The following is a 21,646-nucleotide window of genomic DNA, read 5'->3' on the forward strand; positions in this document are numbered from 1 at the left end:
AATTAAACTAAGCAGATGTATAAACCTTCTTAACTTTTAGACTTTTTAACATGTACTTTAGATACATAATTAGATTTTTCTTTAATATCATAAATTGTTAAACCTTTAATATCTTTCTTCTTATCAGGAACAATCATACTCACGATGTAAGAGAAGATAAACGCAACAACAAATGAAATTATTGAAACAAAGAATGGTGAATTTCCTCCACCTATACCATTAAAGATATAAGCAATAATAATTCCCAAAATAAGTCCAACAATTACGCCAAATGTATTCGTACGTTTTGTAAAGATACCAACCGCAAATACACCTGCTAATGGTACACCTACAAGACCCGTAACTAATAGGAATAAATCCCATAAGTCATTGGAATCTGCTGCAATAAGATAAAGCGACATTCCAAAACCCAATAAGCCAGCTAAAATAATCATCCATCTTGCAAAAGCAACTTCGCTTTTTTCTTCACCTTTGCCAAAAAATCTATGTTTAATGTCAATAGATAAACAAGCAGAAATTGAATTTAAACTTGATGAAATCGTTGACTGTGCTGCTGCAAAAATAGCAGCAATTAACAGTCCGGCAATAAATGGTGGCATTTCAGTAAGTATAAAATACGGTACGATTGATGATGTATTAAAGCCTTCTGGTAAAGCACTTTCATGGCTATAGAATGAATAAAGCATTGTACCCATACCGTAGAATAATGGTGCAGAAATTAATGCTAAAGCGCCATTCATCCACAACGCTTTTTTAGTTTCTTTCATTGAATCTGACGCTTGGTAACGTTGTACTACATCTTGACTCGCAGTGTATTGATGTAGATTATTAAATATATTACCTAAGAAAATAATAGGAATTGCTGCAGCTGCTGAATTTAATTTCCAGTTATCTGCACTAATAATCTTCTTGTTTTCCATTGCATCCGATACTAGTGTACCCATACCATCTTGTAAATGTGATACACCTAGGATGATAATTGCTGCGGCACCGCCTAATAAGATAACCCCTTGAATAAAGTCACTCCATACTACACCTTCAAAGCCCCCTAAGAAGGTATATAAGATACAAAGTACTCCGACGAGACTTGCCACTACGAAAGGATTCATATCAGATACTGATGTGATTGCCAATGTAGGTAGATAAATTACAATCGCAACTCTACCTATATGAAATAACACAAACAGTAATGAACCTATGACTCGGACACTCGGACCAAATCGTGCTTCTAAATACTCATATGCTGAAGTAACATTTAACTTTTTGAAAAACGGTACATAAAAATAAATTAACAGTGGAATAATAGCTACAATTGCAATATTACCAGCAATATAAGACCAGTCAGTTAGAAATGCTTTTTCTGGCGTAGACATAAATGTGATTGCACTTAAAGTGGTCGCATAAATAGAAAAACCTACTGCCCAAGATGGCAAACGTCCGCTTGCCGTGAAGAAGCTATCTGTATTTTGACTCGCTCGTCTGGTAAAATAAGCCCCAATTAATAACATAATCAATAAGTAAGCGATAACTGCTACCCAGTTCCATGCACCAAAACCTACCTGCTGCATTTACTTCATCCCCTTACGTGATGTTTTATAAATTATAGTTTTTGATTAGTGTTTCCAATTTACTTCTATTACTTTCATCAAATGGTTTGAATGGACGCTTAGGTTGACCACCATCAATACCACGTGCTGCTAAAATTTCTTTTAATGTCGAATAAATACCCATCGATAATATATTTTCAATAATGTCATTTGTATCATGTTGAATTTGATAAGCTTCCTCAATTTCACCATTTTGCGCTTTTTCAAATATTTGTCTTGCGCGTTTACCGTTCACATTATAAGTTGAGCCAATTGCACCATCTACCCCAGATATTGCAGCTTGGACTAACATTTCATCAAAGCCAGAAAGTATTAATTTGTTTGGATATGCTTTACGTATACGCTCAAGCAGAAAGAAGTTTGGTGCAGTGTATTTCACACCGATGACTTTTTCGTGATCGAAGAGTTCTCCAAATTGCTCAATTGATATATTCACCCCTGTTAAATCAGGAATAGCATATATAATGAGATTGTTTTGAGTTGCTTCAATTAATTCAAAATAATAATCTTTAATTTCTTCGAATGAGAAAGGATAGTAAAATGGAGTAACTGCCGAAATAGCATCATAACCCAATTCTGTAGCATATTTTCCCAATTCAATCGCTTCATTTAAATCTAAAGAACCAACTTGTGCAATCATCTTAACGTCATCGTTCACTGCTTCTTTAGCAAGTTTAAATATTTGTTTTTTCTGTTCTTTATTTATTAAAAAGTTTTCACCTGAACTACCATTAACATATAAACCATCTAAACCTTCTGTTTCAATTGCATTTTTAACAATCTGCTGTAATCCTTGTTCTTTCACTTGACCTTGTTCATCAAATGGTACTAACAATGCTGCATATAATCCTTTTAAATTCTCTTCCATGTGATAACCCTCCATCTATTTTTCTTAAGTTATTATTATAAAAAATGTATATAACACCTAAATATTTTATATATCATCTTCCATAGATTTCTATTTACACTTCAAATTGTAAACGCTACCATAAATAGTGGCAATAGCTTTTTGAAAAATTACATCATTTGTTATGATAATCATTGAAAATAATTTTCAAATGCGATTATAACTACACATTTAAATACAAAGATGATACATATAGTAAGAAGACGTTACAGGAGGCATGGGCATATGGAAAATTATAGAGTCGCAATTGATATCGGAGGAACAGCAATTAAAGCTGCTATTTTAGACGAAGATTTAAATTTTATAGATTATTACAAAGTTTCTACACCAGACAATATTAATTATCTTATTGTTGACACTGTATATGAATTAGTAGAACGCTTTCAAAAAGCACACAATCTCAATCCCTTACAGGTAGGTATATCTAGCGCTGGTGTCATTGATGAAGAAAAAGGCATCGTTGTCTACACTGGGCCAACGATACCTAATTATAATGGAACAAATTTCCACACTTTACTTGCACCACTGAATGCACAAGTACAAGTCTTTAATGACGTGAATGCCGCCTTACTCGGTGAACTTTGCCTTCATCAATATGAAGTAGATAATATATTCTGTCTTACACTAGGTACTGGCATCGGCGGTGCTTTTTATAACGATGCGCTACAGTTATACAATGGGGAACGTAACAGAGCGAATGAAATTGGTTATTTATTATATAATGCAGAAGACAATAAGACATTCGAGCAACGTGCATCAACTTCAGCACTTAAAGCTTTAATGCTATCTCGTGCGTTTCCCTATGAAGATAATGTACCTAAACTATTTGAATTAGCTGAACAAGAAGAGACGCTTGCACTATCTATTCTTAACCAGTGGAGCCAAGCTGTTGCTGAAGGGATTGCACAAATCCAAATCATTTATGATCCTGGTTTAATTCTTATCGGTGGTGGTATATCCTCTCAAGGTCAACAATTATTAAAATATATCACTCCAAAAATAGAAAGTTTTTTACCCCCACAATATGGTCACGCAGCTATACAAACTACACGTACACAAAATCACGCTTCATTATTTGGTGCAATTTCTAAATTTTAAAAAACCTGTGAAATCGTGCGTTTTTCTCTCACTTAAACGACTACATGTTGTTCAAGTGAGAGAAATGTCGCGCACTCAATTTCGCAGGTTTTTTTATTCTCATTCATTTAAAATTACTTTTTTGGTTTGTTGATAGACATTATTCATATATCCGTCATCCAATAATAAATAACTGACGATATCTATTAAAAAAAGTGTCGCAATTTGTGTATTAATAAATTGTGTGTCATTAATTCTAGATTGATCCGTTGTGATTAATACTAAATCAGCGCATTGCGTTAAAATGCTGCCTTCATAATTGGTAATGACTACCACATAAGCACCTCGTTCATGAGCTATTTCTGCCGCAGCAATTAACTCTGTAGTCTCACCACTATTTGAAATAGCTACAAAAGTATCCGAAGCTGTTAATAATGACGCGAAAATTTTCATTTGATGCGCATCTGTGGAGACACTCCCTTTCAATCCCATTCGCATCATACGATAATAAAATTCTGTTGCAGATAAGCCTGAACTACCGAGACCGGCATAAATAATCTGACGACTGCGATTAATTTGATTTACAAAACGTTGAATTTTCTCATCAGAAATAAACTCTCCAGTCTGTTGAATAATATCTTGATGATACTTATGAATACGTTGAATAAGGGGGCTATTCTCAATAACCCCATCTGTCATTTCCTGTTGTAAATTAAATTTTAAATCTTGAAAGTTGTCATAATTCAATTTATTACTAAAACGTGTGATAGTCGCTGGCGATGTTTTAATCGCATAGGCTAGCGAATTAATTGTGGAAAATGTATCATCAAAATCATTATTCTGAATGTAATCTACAATTTGTTTATCAGTTTTTGTAAATAAATGGTGATAACGTTGAACACGATTTTCAAATTTCATAAAATTCATCCTTTCAAAACAAATAATAATTAAAGTATATATGAAAATATTTTTCATAACAACGAAAACTATTGATTAATATTTTCTTGATGTTATATTGAACTTACTAAGTCGATTCAAATTAATTTTTATAATAAATCTACTAAAGTTACGGAGTGTAAAATTATGTTACCACAAGGATTAATTGTTTCATGCCAAGCTTTACCTGATGAGCCTTTACACTCATCATTTATCATGTCAAAAATGGCTCTAGCTGCATATGAAGGTGGCGCAGTTGGCATTAGAGCAAATTCTAAAGAAGACATCATTGCTATAAAAAAAGAAGTAAACCTACCAATCATTGGTATCGTCAAACGTGATTACGAGAATTCAGACGTTTTTATTACCGCAACAAGTCAAGAAATTGACGAATTAATTGAAAGCAAATGTGAAGTCATCGCCTTAGATGCTACAAAACAAAAACGTCCTAAAGAATCACTACAAGAACTTGTTTCATATATACGCCAAGCAGCACCAAATGTAGAAATCATGGCTGATATTTCAACGCTTGAAGAAGCACAATATGCAAATGAATTAGGTTTCGATTATGTGGGCACTACTTTACGTGGCTATACATCTTATACTAAAGGACATATTTTATATGAAAATAATTTCCAATTTCTTAAAGATGTTTTAGAAAATATTAATGCTAAAGTCATTGCTGAAGGTAATGTCATTACCCCTGAAATGTTCAAAGCAGTTACTGACATTGGTGTGCATTGCACTGTCGTTGGCGGAGCAATTACACGTCCAAAAGAAATAACAAAACGTTTTATAGACGTTATCGATAAATAATACAAAAGACCGCTATCAAGCGATTATTGCAAGCTCATGCTTGCCGTTAAACTACACGGCTATTAAATCACAGTAGTTTAATACAATCGTCTCGATACGGTCTTTTTTCAAATTCTAATATCATTTAAGTTGCTTCAGCAACAAATATTTTACGGTCTTCCCACTCACTTGTTTGTTCATTAAAGTTATCACAAGTAATTAAAGTTAATTGCTGTTTATCTGATTGTTGTTCTTCTAGAACTTCAACATCTTTAGGCTTCACATCAAATATTTTAGTAATTTTATATGTCTTTTCCTCATTACGAGTTTTAAAATAGACACTACTTCCTTTTTTTGCTTTTGGCAAGTTGGAAAATTGATAGGTCGATGAACCTGTGAACGTATGTCCAGCAATTGCAATGTTTTGATCTTCTAATGATTCATCTGCTTCAGCAAAACTCACACCTCTTTCAAGTTGTGTTGGTGTCGCTGGTCCAGGATAAACGGGTGTTTTTATATCTGCATCTGGTACAGATATATAGCCTGCCATTTTTGATTTATCCATTGGTATTTCAATATTCTTTCGTTGGTTCTTATTGTGTTGTTTATCGAAAGTTTCAACCTTTTCATTATTCTCTTTTTCAGTAAAATAATTATCAAGATGTGGCTTGGCAAAGATATAAATAGCTGCCAATATAAGCAATACTCCAACAAGTGAAATGAGTCGGCCCCCCCATTTTTTTCATGCTTTATAACTCCTTTATTAGCTTTAATTATTATAAAATTCTACATAAGTATAGCACATGCATAATCAGCTATATATTCAGTTCCTAAGATAATATCTATTATATGAGCCAAGACGTTAACTTTCCTAACAATAAATTGCGTAATCATCATATTAGGTGTTAAATATAAATGAATGATTTTTACAAAACCTCATTGAAAGGATGATATTTTATGATACGCCAAGCAGTTCAATCTGACTTACCTAATATATTAGACATCTATAATGACGCAATACTCAATACTACAGCGGTTTATACATATAATCCCCAAACTCTAGAATCACGAGAGGCTTGGTTCGAAAAAAAAAACGACAATCATGAACCTGTAATCGTATATGAAGAACAAGGGGAAGCGATTGGCTTTGCTACTTATGGTTCATTTCGAGATTGGCCCGCCTATCAATACTCAATTGAACATTCTATTTACGTTAATAAACACCATAGAGGTAAAGGAATTGCTTCTCAATTATTATCAGGAGTCATTCAACAAGCACACAACAATGGCTATAAAACATTAGTCGCTGGTATTGATGCTACAAATGATTATAGTATTTATCTACATAAGAAATTTAACTTTACGCATTCAGGCACCATACATAATGTAGGTTATAAATTTGATAAGTGGCTTGATTTAGCCTTTTACCAATTAGATTTAAGTGCCATTCCCTTGAAATAATACTATATATTTCAAATATTTGGCTTCGTCAACTTCATAAACAAAAATTAAATCTAATATGTTATCTTTTTTATCAATTGATTTATTTAACATTATAAACACCATCACTGTTTAATTTATATATTACTTTCATTTGAAAAGTCGCAGTGATTTGGGCTGCCTCCTGACTAGTTAATAAAGTATGAGCCGAAGACTACGGGTTGAGGCTTTGCCCGCGGAAAGCGCGCACAAAAAATGCCAACAAAGTCGTAAACTTTGTCGACACTCTGAACAGCCCTAAAATTTAGGGCTGTTTTATTATTAAATTTATTTGTTCATTTCTAACCATTTTGCCATTTCATTTAAATTATTCACTGTAATAGTTGGCGACTGTCCGTTATCATCATATTGTTCACCTTTACGGTTTACCCATACGGTATCAAAACCAAAATTAGCTGCTCCCGTTACATCCCAAGAATTTGAAGACACAAACAAAATATCTTCTCTAGCCATTTTATAATATTCTAATATTAGCGCATAGCTTGCAGGGCTTGGCTTATATTGTTTAATCTCATCTACACTAATTACTGTGTTTATATAGTCACTAATTTTTGAATTGTCGACTAATGGCATTAACATACTATCATTACCATTGGATAGTATGCCTATATCAAAACCTTTGCCATTCAAACTAGAAAGTACACGTGGCATTTCATTAAAATAATTTAAATCTAAAAAGGCATCAAATAATTGATTCACGTCGTCTCTATTATACTGAATTTTATGTTCATCCAGTACATATCGTAAAGCATCTTTAGTTAAATCATCAAATGGAATATAGCGCTGCATAATTTGTCTTAAAAACATATGGTTTAATTGTGTCTTTCGCCATAGTTTTGAAATTGATGTTGCTAATTCATCATCAAATTGAGTCATATCATTCTTTAAAGATGACATATCAAAGATTGTTCCATACACATCAAAGATAATAGCTTTATACATATTGAACCTCCCCTTCTTGATAAAATTAAACTACTTACTCTTTAGCACAATATTGGCATGTTAAACAGTTTTGACCTAAAATTCAAACTTAATTTATTAAATTCTCACTTTTTCTTATGCAACATTTATGTTGTTCGCTATAACTCGAATGATTATCCCTTTTATAAAGTTTTCGTAAATTCATACATGTTATTATTATTTATTGTTTAATCGGCTATAGAGAAATAAGAGATGAGCTTGGTGACTATGAAAAAAATATTTTTGTTTGATATATTAAACCTTTTTGTCATGGCCTTAATATACATGGTCTTTATCACGTTAATACTGTTCTCCCTTGATCTGTTTGAAATCAAGACAAGTGGCTCCATATTTTTAGAAAAACTTAGCTCTATAACTATCTTTCAAATTTTCAAAAACACTTTATTTAATGGCTTATTCACTTTATTTTTATTGATTACCTGTTCAATTCCACTTTTTAAATCTATAGACTTATATGCTAAGCAAAAATGATTCTACTAAAAATTTATTTTTCTCTCTTTATTTAGTGTTAATTTATTTTAATTCCACAAAATCCAAACCATTTTAATTAACCTAATTTGAATTGTGTCACTTTTTATTATTTGTGCATTTTATATTGTAAGACTACATTGTTAGTTATATAATACTCATAGAGAATGTGTTTACGTTTATTTAAAGGCGCTTAATCGTGCCGTTTATCATCATAGTTATATTCCATTCCCAGAATTAAACTTTATGCACCCATTTTAATAAAGCGTATAAACATGATTCTCAGCAAATGAACATATTGAAATAATATGCTCATTTGATAAGAGATCTAAAATCACTTTCAGGCTGTGGTTTTAGATCTTCTTGTATTGTTCACGCTTCCCCCTTATTATCCTTCTAAATAAATCATAAAGCTAGTACTTCATATTTATTTCTAATTACAACAAGCTCATTACTTTTCATTATTTAATACTTTTTCTCACTTTAATTTAAAACAGGCGCACTTATATTATCATTTTTATGTTTATTGCATATATTTATCTTATGTTTAAAATTTATATACAAACCAATTATTTTCAACTCATCTCAGATTTTTCTCTCTAAATGAAGTATCTTATTTATTAATTTAGAGATCAATAAATTTAATGAATCCCCATTCTTCTTTAAGAAATCATTTATCTAAACGACTGATTATTACTTTAAGACATTCTTTTATTAATCTTGTTTGATATTCGCACATTTTTTCATGTCACAGTTGTACAATAGCGTTATTACGATAAAGCAATCGGTTTATATTTAGGCAAAGGTGATATTTGTGATAAGTTCTTTATCTATTAGAAGTCATTACACAACTGAATTAACACGCTGTATAAATAAAGTTATTATACTTCTTCCGTTAGGAAAGCCATGTAAAATTAAATTAAATGGATCAATCATGACGATAGAAAATGGCGTAATAATTAACAATGCTGATTTATATCAAATGATTGATGTTCAAGATCTTCTTGAACTAAATATCCCATTACCTCTATTTATTGAAAAGGATGCTTGTTTATCCCATTCATTTTTTGACTTTAATCAAATACGTTATGTAGAGCAATTCAAAAACTTAATTTTACAAAAGCTCCAAAATAACTTTCAAGACAGAAATGTAATGAACTACTATATTTCTAATATAATTGAGTTTTTACTAAAAGAAGCAAAAGTGACATTACAATATAATTATTTACCACCCCTATACACAAAGCATCCACTGGTTTATCGCCTAACCCAATATATCCATAAAAATATCTATGACACTTTAACTATTAAGCAAGTATCCAATACATTTTTTATTTCACAATCCTATATATCTATTCTATTTTCAAAAATATTAACTATGAATTTCAAGCAATATATAAGTTCATTGAAAATTGCTTTATCCCTATTCGATTTAATACAGGATAATAAAGTGATTCAAGATGTAGCAACAAAATATAAGTTCATGAATGTGAGTACTTATTCAAAACATTTCAAACATTATATTGGTGTACCTCCTAAAAGGTATATTTATCAATTTAGAAAAGGTGATTTTAACAACCCTTACCAAATAGCCATCAATGAGTCTAATTTATCCAAATATTTTTCAGATATTTATAACTATTCTCGCAATCAAACAGATGTCCCATATACTTTAAATCTATCTGATCTAACTTTTAACCAACACTTCGAAGATACCTTTATGGTTATTCGGTTAGATAATTTACAAGATTTACTAAAATTTAATCACAATGCTATACAAAATAATATGTATTCCAATTTCTCTAAAGTGAATTTTTTAATTAAAAATACAGACTTTGTGTACTTAAGTGATTTAGATAATCAACAGTTATTCGATACAATTAAATATTTAGTTACTCAAGGGTATGATTTAACATTTCAAATTACTACTTTAAATTTAGTACAAACATTTGATTATCATATGCTTAAAGTATTGAAAGAAACCCTTAATACTAAAAATTGCTTAGAACAAATAACGCTATTGTTTGAACTTGAAACCAGTTCTATTAAAGATATGCCATTCCTCATCAAAAGATTAAATCATCAGTTTCCTTTGTTAAAAACAGGAATTGTTATAGACCCTTTTATTGAATATGGTCATGACCTAACTCATATTATTAAGAAAATTAATGCATTACACGTAGATTATTTTTACGTTAATTCTGACTTGATTACATTTGGAAACTTAATTTCAAAAAAATTCATTTATTCTAAATCAGAAAATACTTTAAAACAAAATATAGCGTTATTTCTTCATCAAATGGGGATAAAACATTCAAAAAAATTAATTTTCAGTAAAATAACGCATAACGCATTGAAAGTTTACTTCAATAATGAGACTGATGCTACACATATATTATTGACTGAACTATTGATTGAACTTAATCAACACATCGGTGGCGTTGGCTATGCATATTATACAGATGACAAAGAGCACTTTATGCTTATCAATCACCACCAAAGCGCAATGCCTATCGTTCATGTTTATAGTTTATTGAAACCTTTTCTAAACAATCAAGTTGCATTGCTTTCTTATGGAATCATAGCTAAAACAACAAAACATTATCATTTTTTACTGTTTAATAATCAAAGTAATAAGACCCACAAATCCGTAGCCGTCAATATTAGCCATAACTTTTCCAATGATTTCCCTGTATTTACACGTTTACTCAACCGTGATCATGGTATGGTTTCACAATTGGTACCTCACAAGCTCAACGAAAAATATATTAATCCTGCAATATTGAAACAAATAAATAATACCAACTATCCATTAGCAAAATTAAATATACATTCTCATAAAGAACCTATAGTATTAACAGTTTCTAATTCTTCAATTTTATATTTCATGATGCCCATAAAATAATTATATTGCTAAATAAAAAATGACTGTTAGATTTCCTTAGAATTCTAACAGTCATCTATTTAATATTGAATTTTTGGTTAAATGTCTTTAAAGATATACTAATATATAATTAATATTTTAAAATTAAGTGTGGCGTTTCAATTCTAAAGTTCTTTTTAAGCTCGTTTGCTTTCACTTTCTCTTGAACAGTTAAATGATACGTCATCTTATCATTTGTTATTAAACTGTTTAAATAACCATATGTGAAGCGTTTAGACAACATAAGTGCTGTCATACCTTCCGATAATAGGTAATTGAATTTTAAACTACGTAGCTGTATTGTTTTACTATCTTTAGAAGTAACCTCTAACATGTCATAAAGTTTATTGTTAGTTACATAGAATGACAGGTTATCAAAATCTTTTGTAAAGTATGGCGTAAAGCGATAATATTTATTATTATTTTCTACAATTGTACTTGTCTCTACTTCATAAGGATATTTTGCACGTTTACTACCAATACGTTTTTCAACAATCATATTATCTACTCTCATCTCTAAAAAAGCATCCCAAACTTTTTCTTTTACCAAGTACGGGATTATATCATTCATCGATGCACTAAATTTAAAGTGAGATTGACCATTAATTGCTAATGGCACATAAATCAACTCTTTTTTATTTCGAGATACAAGTTTTAATTGAATCATTGTCGCAACATGATTAGGATTAATGATTGATTTTAAGAATTCTAGTTCTATTTCCAACCCTTTATCATTAAATTCAAAATGTGACATTTTTAAATCGGGTTTAATCAATTGTTTGAATTTGAAAAATGGTTCATTTTCACCAAATTGTATTTCTAGCTCTCCTTGGTGTGCGTTATAGTTATAAAATCGACCATTTTTATAACTTTCTTCAACTGTTTGATAATGCTTCATATCTTTTATGCGTGCGTAATACAACAATGGTTTCAAAGCATCGTTTACTAATTCATCTACTTCTAAAGGCACTTTTTGAATAAAGTCACCTAATGCATTCATCCATACTTCTTTTTTATCATCAGCTATTTTCAGAGAAAAATTATTAGTTCTTGAGAAGGAGAAATGACGATTTATAAAATAACCTAGCACCTTATGTTTATTATCTAAAGGACTGTCTAATATTGCTTCTGTTATCAATGACATGACCTTATAAAAATCTTCTGGTGAAACATAGGCTGAACTCATATGTTCTCCTTCACGTTTTGTAGCATAATAATAAGGTTTATCAGCTAATACAGCTATTTTATCTGCATTGAGATAAGCTTTCATTGTAAATAGTTGATCTTCGGCACTACGCAAATCTTCTGGAAAATCAATATTATTATTGCATAATAATGATTTTCTATAAAACTTAGTAGGACCTAGTGTATATATAATTCTTGAATTTTCCAGTGTCACAGAGTCGCTCGTTTCTTTAAACATAGACTTTGGAACCCCACGGCCGTTTACGCCTTCCATTCTTACTAATACCACATCTGCATTATTATTATCTACAAATTGAGACACATCATTTAACGTATCGTTATTAATATAATCATCAGAGTCTACAAAAAATACATATTCTCCTCGAGCAATTTGTAGTGCTGTATTTCTTGGTTTACCTGGACCACCTGAATTTGCATCAAGTTTTTTCACAATTAAATTCATTTTATCTTTATATGGTTCTACAATTTTTAGAGTGTCATCTGTTGAACAATCATCAACAAGTATCACTTCAAAATCCTTTTTATCATACTTTTGATTCTTTAAACTGTTTAATAACGTTTCAATATATTTTTCTGAGTTATAGCTTGGTACTATAATTGAAAATTTCACTTTACTTCACCTCATAAAAAGTGAGCTAAGATACAATGCAATATACTTAGTTTAATAGCAAATAAAATATACGCTATATCTTCCATCAGTCTATTTATCATTGTACTTAACTCATTATATTTATCTTATTATTTTAGTTGTTCTATAAGTTAACTTCCAAATACATTTCTTACTAAACGTTCACTTGATCGCCCATCTTGATATTTAAAATGTTTATCTAAGAAAGGTGATACTTTTTCTACTTCGTAATCACTATCATCTAATGCTGTAATTAAATCTTCAAATGATTCGACAATTTTACCTGGAACAAAACTTTCATATGGTTCATAAAAATCACGTGAAGTAATGTAGTCTTCAAGGTCAAATGCATAAAAAAGCATTGGACGTTTAAATACTGCGAATTCATATACTAGAGAGGAATAATCACTAATCAATATATCTGTAACAAATAAAATGTCATTCACTTCTCTAAAATCTGATACATCTACAAAACATTGGTCATATTCTCTAGGTATATTCAGTTTATTTCTCACAAATGGATGCATTTTGAACAGTACAACTGCATTATTTTCACGACAATAACGAGCAAATCTTGCAAAGTCTATTTTAAAGAATGGATAATGTGCTGTGTGGTGTCCATTGCCTCTAAATGTTGGTGCAAATAGAATAACTTTTTTCCCCTTAATGATAGGTAAATCTTGTTCCATTTCAGCTACAATTTCTCTTTCATAATTTTCATCGAAAAGAATGTCTGTTCTAGGCACTCCTGTTGGTATAATATTTTGTTCTTTAATGCCAAATGCTTCCCCATAAAAAGGAATATCTGTTTCAGAAGATACAAAGGCTTTTGTATAATTTCTGTGATTGACAGAATTAAAGAACGGCCCGCCTTTTTTACCAGTACGACTATATCCAACTGTTTTAAATGCACCTACTGCATGCCAAACCTGGATAATTTCTTGGCTTTTTCTAAACTTCACTGTATAGAGCAGGGGATGAAAATCATCCACGAAAATATAATCTGCTTTACCTAATAAAAAAGGAAACTTAAATTTATCAATGAAATTTCTTCTCACAGAAATATTGGATTTAAACAAAGCATGGATTTTATACTTTTTATCTAAATTTTGACGTAGCATTTCGTTATATACATACTCAAAGTTACCTGACATATATTCTCTTGAATCAGAAGTGAATAATACTGTATTCCCTTTTTTCAAATGGAAAAATTTAGTGACTTTAAATATAGATTGAAATAAAAAATTACGCACATTAAAAGAGTATCTATTGTATTTTAACTGCAAGTCCATTATTTTTTTCTTAACTGAATTCACTTTCGCTTCCGGTGCTTTAAAATTAACATTTAACACAAATTCATTTACTTCGCTCGAAATCATAGGCTGAACAGCATATTCTGTTTTCTTAGAATTGCCACCTTTTTTAAATACCAACGCATAATGCGTCAAAAGATAATTATTTTTTCCATTTTGTGTTTCTTCTGCTTCATATTCTTCTAGTTGGATATCATCTAATTCATACTTATTAGGATTCAGCAATGCTTCATTGATATGTGCAATATAATCAAAATCATCCTTGTAGACAATGAGATATTCATCAGATGGAAGATAATTTCCATTATCTAAAATTGCCACATTAAAACGTGCTTTAAATTTATTCCCTTCAATTTTTACATCATTTGCTGCTAATTCTTTAGTTTCAGTCAAATTTCGTAAAACAAAATTTTTCTTGTTAAGCTCAATATCATTAACGCGACCTTCAATAAATAATTGAATTCGCTCCCAATAGATGTCATCAATTATTATTTTAGATTTGCTCAATTTTAAAAACCCTCTCTTGTTCAATTAATTAGTTATAAAACCGTAGGACCTATATAATAACTAATTTAGAATAGTTGAAAATAGATATAAATTGAATTTTCAGTTATCTTTCTTGTATTTATATATTCACGTTCTTTACATTGTCCATTTAAGAACAGTCTTGCCCCATGACGTTGATAAATCTGTTTCAAATGCTTTTACAGCATCATTAATTGTTTTAATATCAAATTCATTACCTTTTAGAAGTGCTAATTTTTCAATGACATCAGGGTTGTCTTTATAAAATTGAGCAACGTCTCTGAAATCTTGCGCACCACTTCTACTACTACCAAACATCGTTATTCCTTTTTCTAGTACAAGACGTGTATTTACTTCTATTGGATATTCACTTACGCCTAACAAGCTAATTGTACCTTCTGGAGAAATCAAATCAATAATCTGATTCACCGCTGACTGGCTTCCTTTACCACCTACACATTCGAAACCATGGTCAAATGAGACATCTTCTGGAACTTCATGAATATGATATATATGTTCTACAAATGAAAAATGACTTAATTTGTAATCTGTTTTACCAAAAACATAAATTTTAGCGTTTGGATATAGTTTATGGAGCAAAATAGCTGTTATATAACCTAAATTTCCATCTCCCCATACGCCAAAACTATTTTTATATGAAATTGATTTACGTTCAAAACGTTGAATTGCATGCCAAGCTACGCTGACTAATTCAGAATAAGCAATTGTACTTAAATCTTCGATACTGTCATCTATTTCAACGACTCTATCGTGATCCATAAATACATAATCCTGCATAAACCCATCAAAACCACTAGATCTAAATTTACTGCTTGGCAAATAATTTTCAGCTATGACGTCATCTTTTTCTACAGGTGTGTTAGGTACCATGATGACTCTCGTACCAATCTCAAACACACCTTTATTGTCATAAACAACTTCACCAACGCCTTCATGAATCAATGACATTGGCAACTTATTTTTCAGCACTTTTTCATTTCTACTACCTGTGTAATATCTTTGATCTGCTGCGCAAATTGACAAATACAATGGTCTTATAATAACTTTATCGCTTTTAATGTCTTCATTATTATATGTTACTTCAAATTGTCTCGGAGCAACGAGTTGATATACTTGATTAATCACTCGACATCCCACCTTTTATGATTGAGTTAGCAACTTTAAGATCATAAGGTGTCGTTATTTTTATATTGTATAATTCTCCCATAACTAGTCTTACAGATTTGTTTGCTACAACTAGTATCTTACAGGCATCTGTCATAATTTTCTTATCACCGTTTGAGAGCTCATTATAACTATTTCTTAACAAATTAATATTAAATGATTGAGGCGTTTGCCCTTGATACATTTCACTTCTAACTGGTATAGACTTTATGGACTCACCATCTTCTGATGTGATGATTGTGTCAGTCGCAGTTATTACAGTGTCTACAGCACCATATTTCAAAACGCTTTCTATGTTTTCTTTAATAATACGATGTGTTAAAAATGGTCTAACTGCATCATGGGTGACGATAACATCTTCATCAGTAATAACGTTTTCTGATTCTGCTGACTCTATAATACTCATAATGGTTTCATTACGGTCCTCACCACCCTGTACAACTTTAATTCTGTCATCATTAATATTATGTTTACGTAAAGTGTCTTTCGTATGAGAAATCCATTTTTGAGGTGTAGCAATAAATATTTTATCGAATTCACTTGTTAATAAGAATTTCTCTACTGTATGAATAAGGATAGGTTTCCCATCTAAATCTAAAAATTGTTTTGGTAACGGAACATTTCCCATTCTTGATCCAATACCTCCAGCCAAAATACCAGCATATATCATATATTCCCCTCCTATATAGTTGTTGATTTTTCATTTTTTAAAAAACCATTATTAAATAGCTTGCTATATAAATCGATTTTATAAGTTCATTTTTATATTGCACTCATAAAATATATTGTATAAGCATTATATTACCAACTATTATAGTCTTTTTCTACTTATATCCATCCCTGTACAAGTTAATACAGTTTTTTTCTAATTTCAAACCACATCTTTAGTTTTATAATAAATATTACAGAACTTTATAAAATATATTTTGGACCATCCTAATAAAATTATTTGAATAGGTATGACAAAAAAGCAGATTTCCTCAAATTGGAAATCTACCTTTTTCACTTTTTGTTATAAAACCTGTCTTTTCTGCTAAACTAATCAATTTAGCTTACGACTATATTATCTATTACCAACATCATGTCCTATTTCTACAGTCTTATCATTTTTATTGTAAAGTGCTGCTTGAACACTACCAAAGTTCGGATCATTTCGTTTTTCTTCTACCTCAAAACCTAAACTTTTGAAAATAGCGACGTCTGCCTTACTCATAGCGTTTTCATAAAATACTTTTCCACCATCATTGTAAAAGCGTGGCTTATCTATGGATTCTTGAAGCGTACCATCACCTTTTAAGTAATCTATCAGCACTTCATTGGTTGTGGTCGGAATTTTATTACCTCCCGGCGTCCCAACTCCCATATAATAATCAGGACCTACGACTATACTTGGAGCTGTATAGGATCTAGGTGATTTATGTTTAGCTCCATGGTTAGGGCTTAGAGGATCAGCAGAAAAGTTTGATAAAGAGTTATTCATATAGAATCCTTCCTTCATAAATTTACCTGATCCAAAGAAACTTGATAATGTATTGGTAGTACTTGTTACTTTGCCCTTTTTATCAACTACAACAAAGTGTGTCGTACTTGTATTATCTACATTATTTGTATTGAAATTACTCCCAAAGTTCACTTCGTTTAGTTTGCCTAGTAAATAATCTTGAGATAAGTATTCATCATAATCTTCATCTTGACCATTAACTATATCTCTATTTCGATACATAAGTGCTCTTGATTTTAAAATGCCAGTAATATAATCTAAACGGTTATTAGGTGTAGTTTGATTATTTGGATCTATTTGCTCATTTGCTGGAGCAGACTGACTATTTTGTGGAACTTGATTGTTTGTTGCTTCATCTATTTCTAAACCTTGAAGCATCAGTGTGCCACCCAATGGATTAGATGCAGAATATACTTTAGTATTTAAATAATCTGTGCTTACCGGTTCTTTTTTCGTGGTTTTATAACTATTAAAATCTTTTTCTGTTATTTCTTCATCTACCTGTTTAGAGACACTATCGCCCACTTTATCATAGAAATAGTCTGGCCCATGATTTCTAATTCCTTTAATTGTTTTAGCTAATTCTGGCTGTTTAACTACTTCGCCTTCTCTTTTTGTTTTATCATCTTCAAAGAACGGTGAGTCTCTATCAATACCAGAACCATATAATTTTAAACTGCGTTCTAATTCCGAATCTACTTCAAAACCATCTTCTGCTAAAGGAATCACATAGTTTAAAATTTTCTTTTCATCCATTTTTCCCGCTTCTTTATGTGCATCATGTATCCCTCGTACAAAACCTGGTGTACCTATTTTGTCTTTCTCATCATATTTAAATGATGAAATATCTTTATATTGCCATTGCTTTGGCGCCACATTTGGCTTTCCATCATAGGTTAACATCGCGCCTCCGCCTCCTAAACCAGAGGAGTGGGGCTCGGTTATTGCTAGTGCATATGAAACACCCATGGAAGCATCTACAGCATTTCCTCCATCTTTAATAATTTTCTCCCCAACACGGGTTGCTATTGGGTTATTAGAAGCAACACCGTAATTTTTATCTGATGGGTTTTGATCATGATCAGCAATCTTATTTTCATATAATTCATCTTTATTATAATTATCTTCTCTGGTTGCGATAAAAAAGATAAAAGAAATGATTATAGTAAGGAGTAAGATTACGATGAGTGTTTTTTTATTATAAATACTCATACTTAAGCTCCTTTAGACAAATATTGGTGATGCGATGTTTTAAGTTCATTCTGTTCATATTGATCTAAACCTTCATTCGCACGAGCAAAGACAATTAATAAAAAGATCACTAATACTATTGAAACTACTGTAATACCCACCCATTGTGTTTTAATGTTCATATACGTAACCTCCATTCTCTTTTTTAAGATCTACACTTTTACTTTCAACATTGTTCAATAATTTAATTTCTTCCACTTTGTTAGGATTGGATTCTGTAATTTTTCCACCTTGTGATTTTATTGGTGTTACCATAAATTCTGAATCTTTACCATTCCAATTTTGTTGAACAGCTAAGCCTTGTTTATTCTTAGATAAAAAATCTTCAGAAGTTACGTTACCAAGACTATAAAAAATACTAGTATCTTTGTATTTTTCTATCTTCTGAACAACTGAGTTATGACCGATAATTACATCTGCACCAGCGTCAACAAGTGAATGTGCATATTTCTTTTGCCTTGTTGTAACAGCACGTTCATCCGTTATTCCCCAATCGACATTGGCCACAACATAATCGTTTTCCTCTTTCAACTTTTTAATTAATGGAATATAGATATTCGGTTCTAAACTCACCGAGGTTGTGTTTTTCAAAGTGTCTGTATAATCAGATTCAACATCTGTAAACGAAACGTTAGCAATTTTTTTACCTTTAACAGTTTGTTGTACTGTTTTACTATTAATAGGATTTGAACCATTTCCAGTTAAATAATTATAACCAGCCTGTCCTTCTACCGCTCTACTAAACTCTCTCGCTGTTATATTATCGGTAACTTGGTTGATAACATTTAAACTTTTAATATTTAGACCCTTCAAAAACATGACGTTCTCTAAATTCCTATTAATATTTGTCTTTCTATCGTCAGAAAAGTTTGTGAGGTTTAAGCTTGCTGTTGAGTAATCACTCGCATTTAAAACACTTTCCATCGGACTAAAGGTGTCGTTAATATTATTTTTTCTTATATGCTTATTCATTTCTATATTGCCTAAATAAGTCATCCTTATATCATCTTTGGCTTTTCCCATAGTTTGAACTGGTTCAACCTTTTGTGATGACATAGTGAATACTAAAAGTGCAATTGCCCCTATTAAAATAATACCGGTGTATATAGAGTTACGTTTTTTGTGACGTTTCGTCCATTTTAATACCCGTTCCTCTATAGTAAATCGTTTAGATTGTTTCATATTTATGCTCCTTACTAATTGATAAAGCTATAAAAGAATAAGATAACGTAAGTAATACATGTTAATAACATACATGTAGATAATGTAATAATGACACCTTGCTTTTGAATTGTATTTGCTATGATACCTGGAATAACAACGCCGATCCCTGACATTTCTACCATTTCAAACGGGGTTAAAGGATAAATGATGTCAAATAAAAATTTTAATACCATACCAGTAAGTATCATTGCCGCAAATTTTCTACGGCCATATAAAATTACGATTTTACTTACCCCATGATTAACAATAAAATATGTAATGCAGCTAATAATGAGTACGGATAGTAACATAATCGGCTGATCAAAAATCAGCGCTAAATATCCTGGTACTACTAATCCAGCTGGACTAATACCAAACTTCTCCGCAAAGATTAGACTTAGTACAATGCCCACAAATAATGAAAAATATAACTCTGAACCTATCATATTATTTGATCCCTTCTATATATTGCGCTATTTGTTTACCTGGTCCGTGAATGTTACCCACACAGAAAATCAAGGCATTTTGAGACTCTTTATATAATGCGCGCTCGACTTCTTTTATATCTTTACCTTCGAAGTTTAAATACTTCTTATTAGGCTGGCCTTTCATTACATCATTGACCATTTGAGTACTTTTACCTGTACATATTAATGTATCGAATTCGACATCCTTTAAAAAATCTTCACAAAACTGTCTCGTTCTGTCGATTCTGTCGGAACGACAATTTAATATGAGTATAATTTTTTTATATGGATAATTATAAGTTTCAACTTTGTCTAATATTGCTTTTGAAGATTTCGGTTCATTTGCGGCAAATGCATTAACATAAACGTTAGTTGAATGGTTAGCGTTAAAGTATTTAACTTCAACTGCTCCAACATCAGGTGGTGCATTTAACATGCCACGCAAAGCTGTATCTCGATCTATGCCAAGCGCTTCGGCAACACCCATAGCAATTGCAACATTATCTGGGAATACAATGTAACCGAACTTTCTTAGATAAGATTCAGGAACCTCTTCTTTATCAACAACGATTAATTTTGTTTTACGTTTTTTAGCAACTTTGGCAAAAAATTTAGTGTAGTCATCTTTCATAACTACAAGATGTCCTTTGTAAGGAATGGTCGCTGTAAATGCTTCAGCTACCTCATCTAACGTCGGACCTAGCACATCCATATGATCTTCCATCACATTTACAATCACACCAATATTGGCTTTAACTAAGTCTTTTTGGAATGTAATTTGATAATCTGGATTAACTGCCATACATTCATTTACTAAGGCATTGGCTTTTTGTTTTACAACTTTGCGAATAATGTCACGTTGTTCGCCGATATTTGCTCCTTGAGGTTTCCTATAAACTGGATACTCTCTTGGTGTAAACCAGTACAGCATACGTGCATCTGTTCCTGTTGTTTTACCTATAACTCGGTAGTTGTCCTCACGCAGTGTACTGTAAATCAATCTTGTTATAGTAGATTTACCTCTTATACCATTTATATTTATGCGTATCGGTACTTTTTCTAATCTGTAGGAATGTTGTTTTTTCTCAACAATACCTAGCCAAAGAATTAGACCTACACATATGATGATGAGTAGCAAATTTTATCCCTCTTTTCAGCAGCGTATTTAATTTT

General features: G+C 31.2%; 18 protein-coding genes. 4 read left to right on the forward strand and 14 right to left on the reverse strand.

Annotation, left to right across the window (positions count from 1 at the left end; all coding sequences use genetic code 11):
• Positions 1–29: 29 nt before the first annotated feature.
• Entirely contained in the window at positions 30–1,568 is a 1,539-nt protein-coding gene (locus ACA31_RS11195; RefSeq protein WP_057513397.1) for a sodium:solute symporter, read from the reverse strand.
• A 25-nt stretch (positions 1,569–1,593) separates the two neighbouring features.
• Positions 1,594–2,475, reverse strand: coding sequence for an N-acetylneuraminate lyase (locus tag ACA31_RS11200; RefSeq protein WP_057513398.1), 882 nt, complete (start codon positions 2,473–2,475; stop codon positions 1,594–1,596).
• 264 nt (positions 2,476–2,739) lie between these two features.
• Between ACA31_RS11200 and ACA31_RS11205 the strand changes: the two genes are divergently transcribed.
• Positions 2,740–3,612: an ROK family protein gene (locus ACA31_RS11205; RefSeq protein WP_057513399.1), complete on the forward strand. Its 873-nt coding sequence runs from the start codon at positions 2,740–2,742 to the stop codon at positions 3,610–3,612.
• 99 nt (positions 3,613–3,711) lie between these two features.
• Here ACA31_RS11205 and ACA31_RS11210 read toward each other — a convergent pair whose 3' ends face one another.
• Positions 3,712–4,509 (reverse strand): MurR/RpiR family transcriptional regulator, encoded by a 798-nt coding sequence (locus tag ACA31_RS11210; protein WP_057513400.1) that lies wholly within the window; start codon positions 4,507–4,509, stop codon positions 3,712–3,714.
• Between the two features lie 165 nt (positions 4,510–4,674).
• On the opposite strand from ACA31_RS11210, the gene ACA31_RS11215 reads away from it, so the two are divergent.
• Complete coding sequence (locus ACA31_RS11215; RefSeq protein WP_057513401.1) at positions 4,675–5,343, forward strand: N-acetylmannosamine-6-phosphate 2-epimerase; 669 nt, start codon at positions 4,675–4,677, stop codon at positions 5,341–5,343.
• 124 nt (positions 5,344–5,467) lie between these two features.
• Here the strand turns inward: ACA31_RS11215 and ACA31_RS11220 are convergent, their stop codons facing one another.
• Positions 5,468–6,016: a sortase gene (locus ACA31_RS11220; RefSeq protein ID WP_301335885.1), complete on the reverse strand. Its 549-nt coding sequence runs from the start codon at positions 6,014–6,016 to the stop codon at positions 5,468–5,470.
• Positions 6,017–6,279: 263 nt separating this feature from the next.
• Here ACA31_RS11220 and ACA31_RS11225 point away from each other — a divergent pair, with 263 nt between their 5' ends.
• Positions 6,280–6,783: a GNAT family N-acetyltransferase gene (locus tag ACA31_RS11225; RefSeq protein ID WP_057513403.1), complete on the forward strand. Its 504-nt coding sequence runs from the start codon at positions 6,280–6,282 to the stop codon at positions 6,781–6,783.
• Positions 6,784–7,089: 306 nt separating this feature from the next.
• On the opposite strand, the gene ACA31_RS11230 is transcribed toward ACA31_RS11225, so the two are convergent.
• Positions 7,090–7,764 carry a haloacid dehalogenase type II gene (locus ACA31_RS11230; protein ID WP_057513404.1) on the reverse strand — a complete coding sequence of 225 codons (675 nt, stop codon included), beginning with the start codon at positions 7,762–7,764 and terminating at the stop codon, positions 7,090–7,092.
• Positions 7,765–9,205: 1,441 nt separating this feature from the next.
• On the opposite strand from ACA31_RS11230, the gene ACA31_RS11235 reads away from it, so the two are divergent.
• Positions 9,206–11,176, forward strand: a complete 1,971-nt coding sequence (locus ACA31_RS11235) for a helix-turn-helix domain-containing protein (protein ID WP_253721394.1) — start codon at positions 9,206–9,208, stop codon at positions 11,174–11,176.
• 109 nt (positions 11,177–11,285) lie between these two features.
• Here the strand turns inward: ACA31_RS11235 and ACA31_RS11240 are convergent, their stop codons facing one another.
• From ACA31_RS11240 to pgsB, 9 genes are all read right to left on the reverse strand, one after another.
• Positions 11,286–13,010: a glycosyltransferase family 2 protein gene (locus ACA31_RS11240; protein ID WP_057513406.1), complete on the reverse strand. Its 1,725-nt coding sequence runs from the start codon at positions 13,008–13,010 to the stop codon at positions 11,286–11,288.
• A 149-nt stretch (positions 13,011–13,159) separates the two neighbouring features.
• On the reverse strand, positions 13,160–14,848 hold the full coding sequence (gene tarL / locus ACA31_RS11245; protein ID WP_057513407.1) for a teichoic acid ribitol-phosphate polymerase TarL: 1,689 nt from the start codon (positions 14,846–14,848) through the stop codon (positions 13,160–13,162).
• Between the two features lie 135 nt (positions 14,849–14,983).
• Positions 14,984–16,012, reverse strand: a complete 1,029-nt coding sequence (locus ACA31_RS11250; protein ID WP_057513408.1) for an alcohol dehydrogenase catalytic domain-containing protein — start codon at positions 16,010–16,012, stop codon at positions 14,984–14,986.
• Positions 16,005–16,721, reverse strand: coding sequence for a D-ribitol-5-phosphate cytidylyltransferase (locus ACA31_RS11255; protein ID WP_057513409.1), 717 nt, complete (start codon positions 16,719–16,721; stop codon positions 16,005–16,007). The genes ACA31_RS11250 and ACA31_RS11255 overlap by 8 nt, the downstream gene beginning before the upstream one ends.
• 393 nt (positions 16,722–17,114) lie before the next feature.
• Complete coding sequence (locus tag ACA31_RS11260; RefSeq protein ID WP_057513410.1) at positions 17,115–18,764, reverse strand: gamma-glutamyltransferase; 1,650 nt, start codon at positions 18,762–18,764, stop codon at positions 17,115–17,117.
• Positions 18,765–18,766: 2 nt separating this feature from the next.
• Positions 18,767–18,925 carry a hypothetical protein gene (locus ACA31_RS13385; protein WP_172793174.1) on the reverse strand — a complete coding sequence of 53 codons (159 nt, stop codon included), beginning with the start codon at positions 18,923–18,925 and terminating at the stop codon, positions 18,767–18,769.
• Positions 18,915–19,985, reverse strand: coding sequence for a CapA family protein (locus tag ACA31_RS11265; protein WP_057513411.1), 1,071 nt, complete (start codon positions 19,983–19,985; stop codon positions 18,915–18,917). Before ACA31_RS11265 ends, ACA31_RS13385 begins: the two co-directional genes overlap by 11 nt.
• Positions 19,986–19,999: 14 nt before the next feature.
• Positions 20,000–20,452, reverse strand: a complete 453-nt coding sequence (gene pgsC, locus ACA31_RS11270) for a poly-gamma-glutamate biosynthesis protein PgsC (RefSeq protein ID WP_057513412.1) — start codon at positions 20,450–20,452, stop codon at positions 20,000–20,002.
• Position 20,453: 1 nt separating this feature from the next.
• On the reverse strand, positions 20,454–21,611 hold the full coding sequence (gene pgsB / locus ACA31_RS11275; RefSeq protein WP_057513413.1) for a poly-gamma-glutamate synthase PgsB: 1,158 nt from the start codon (positions 21,609–21,611) through the stop codon (positions 20,454–20,456).
• Positions 21,612–21,646: the final 35 nt, after the last annotated feature.

It is taken from the genome of Staphylococcus sp. NAM3COL9, assembly GCF_001431205.1.
Classification (GTDB): Bacteria; Bacillota; Bacilli; order Staphylococcales; family Staphylococcaceae; genus Staphylococcus.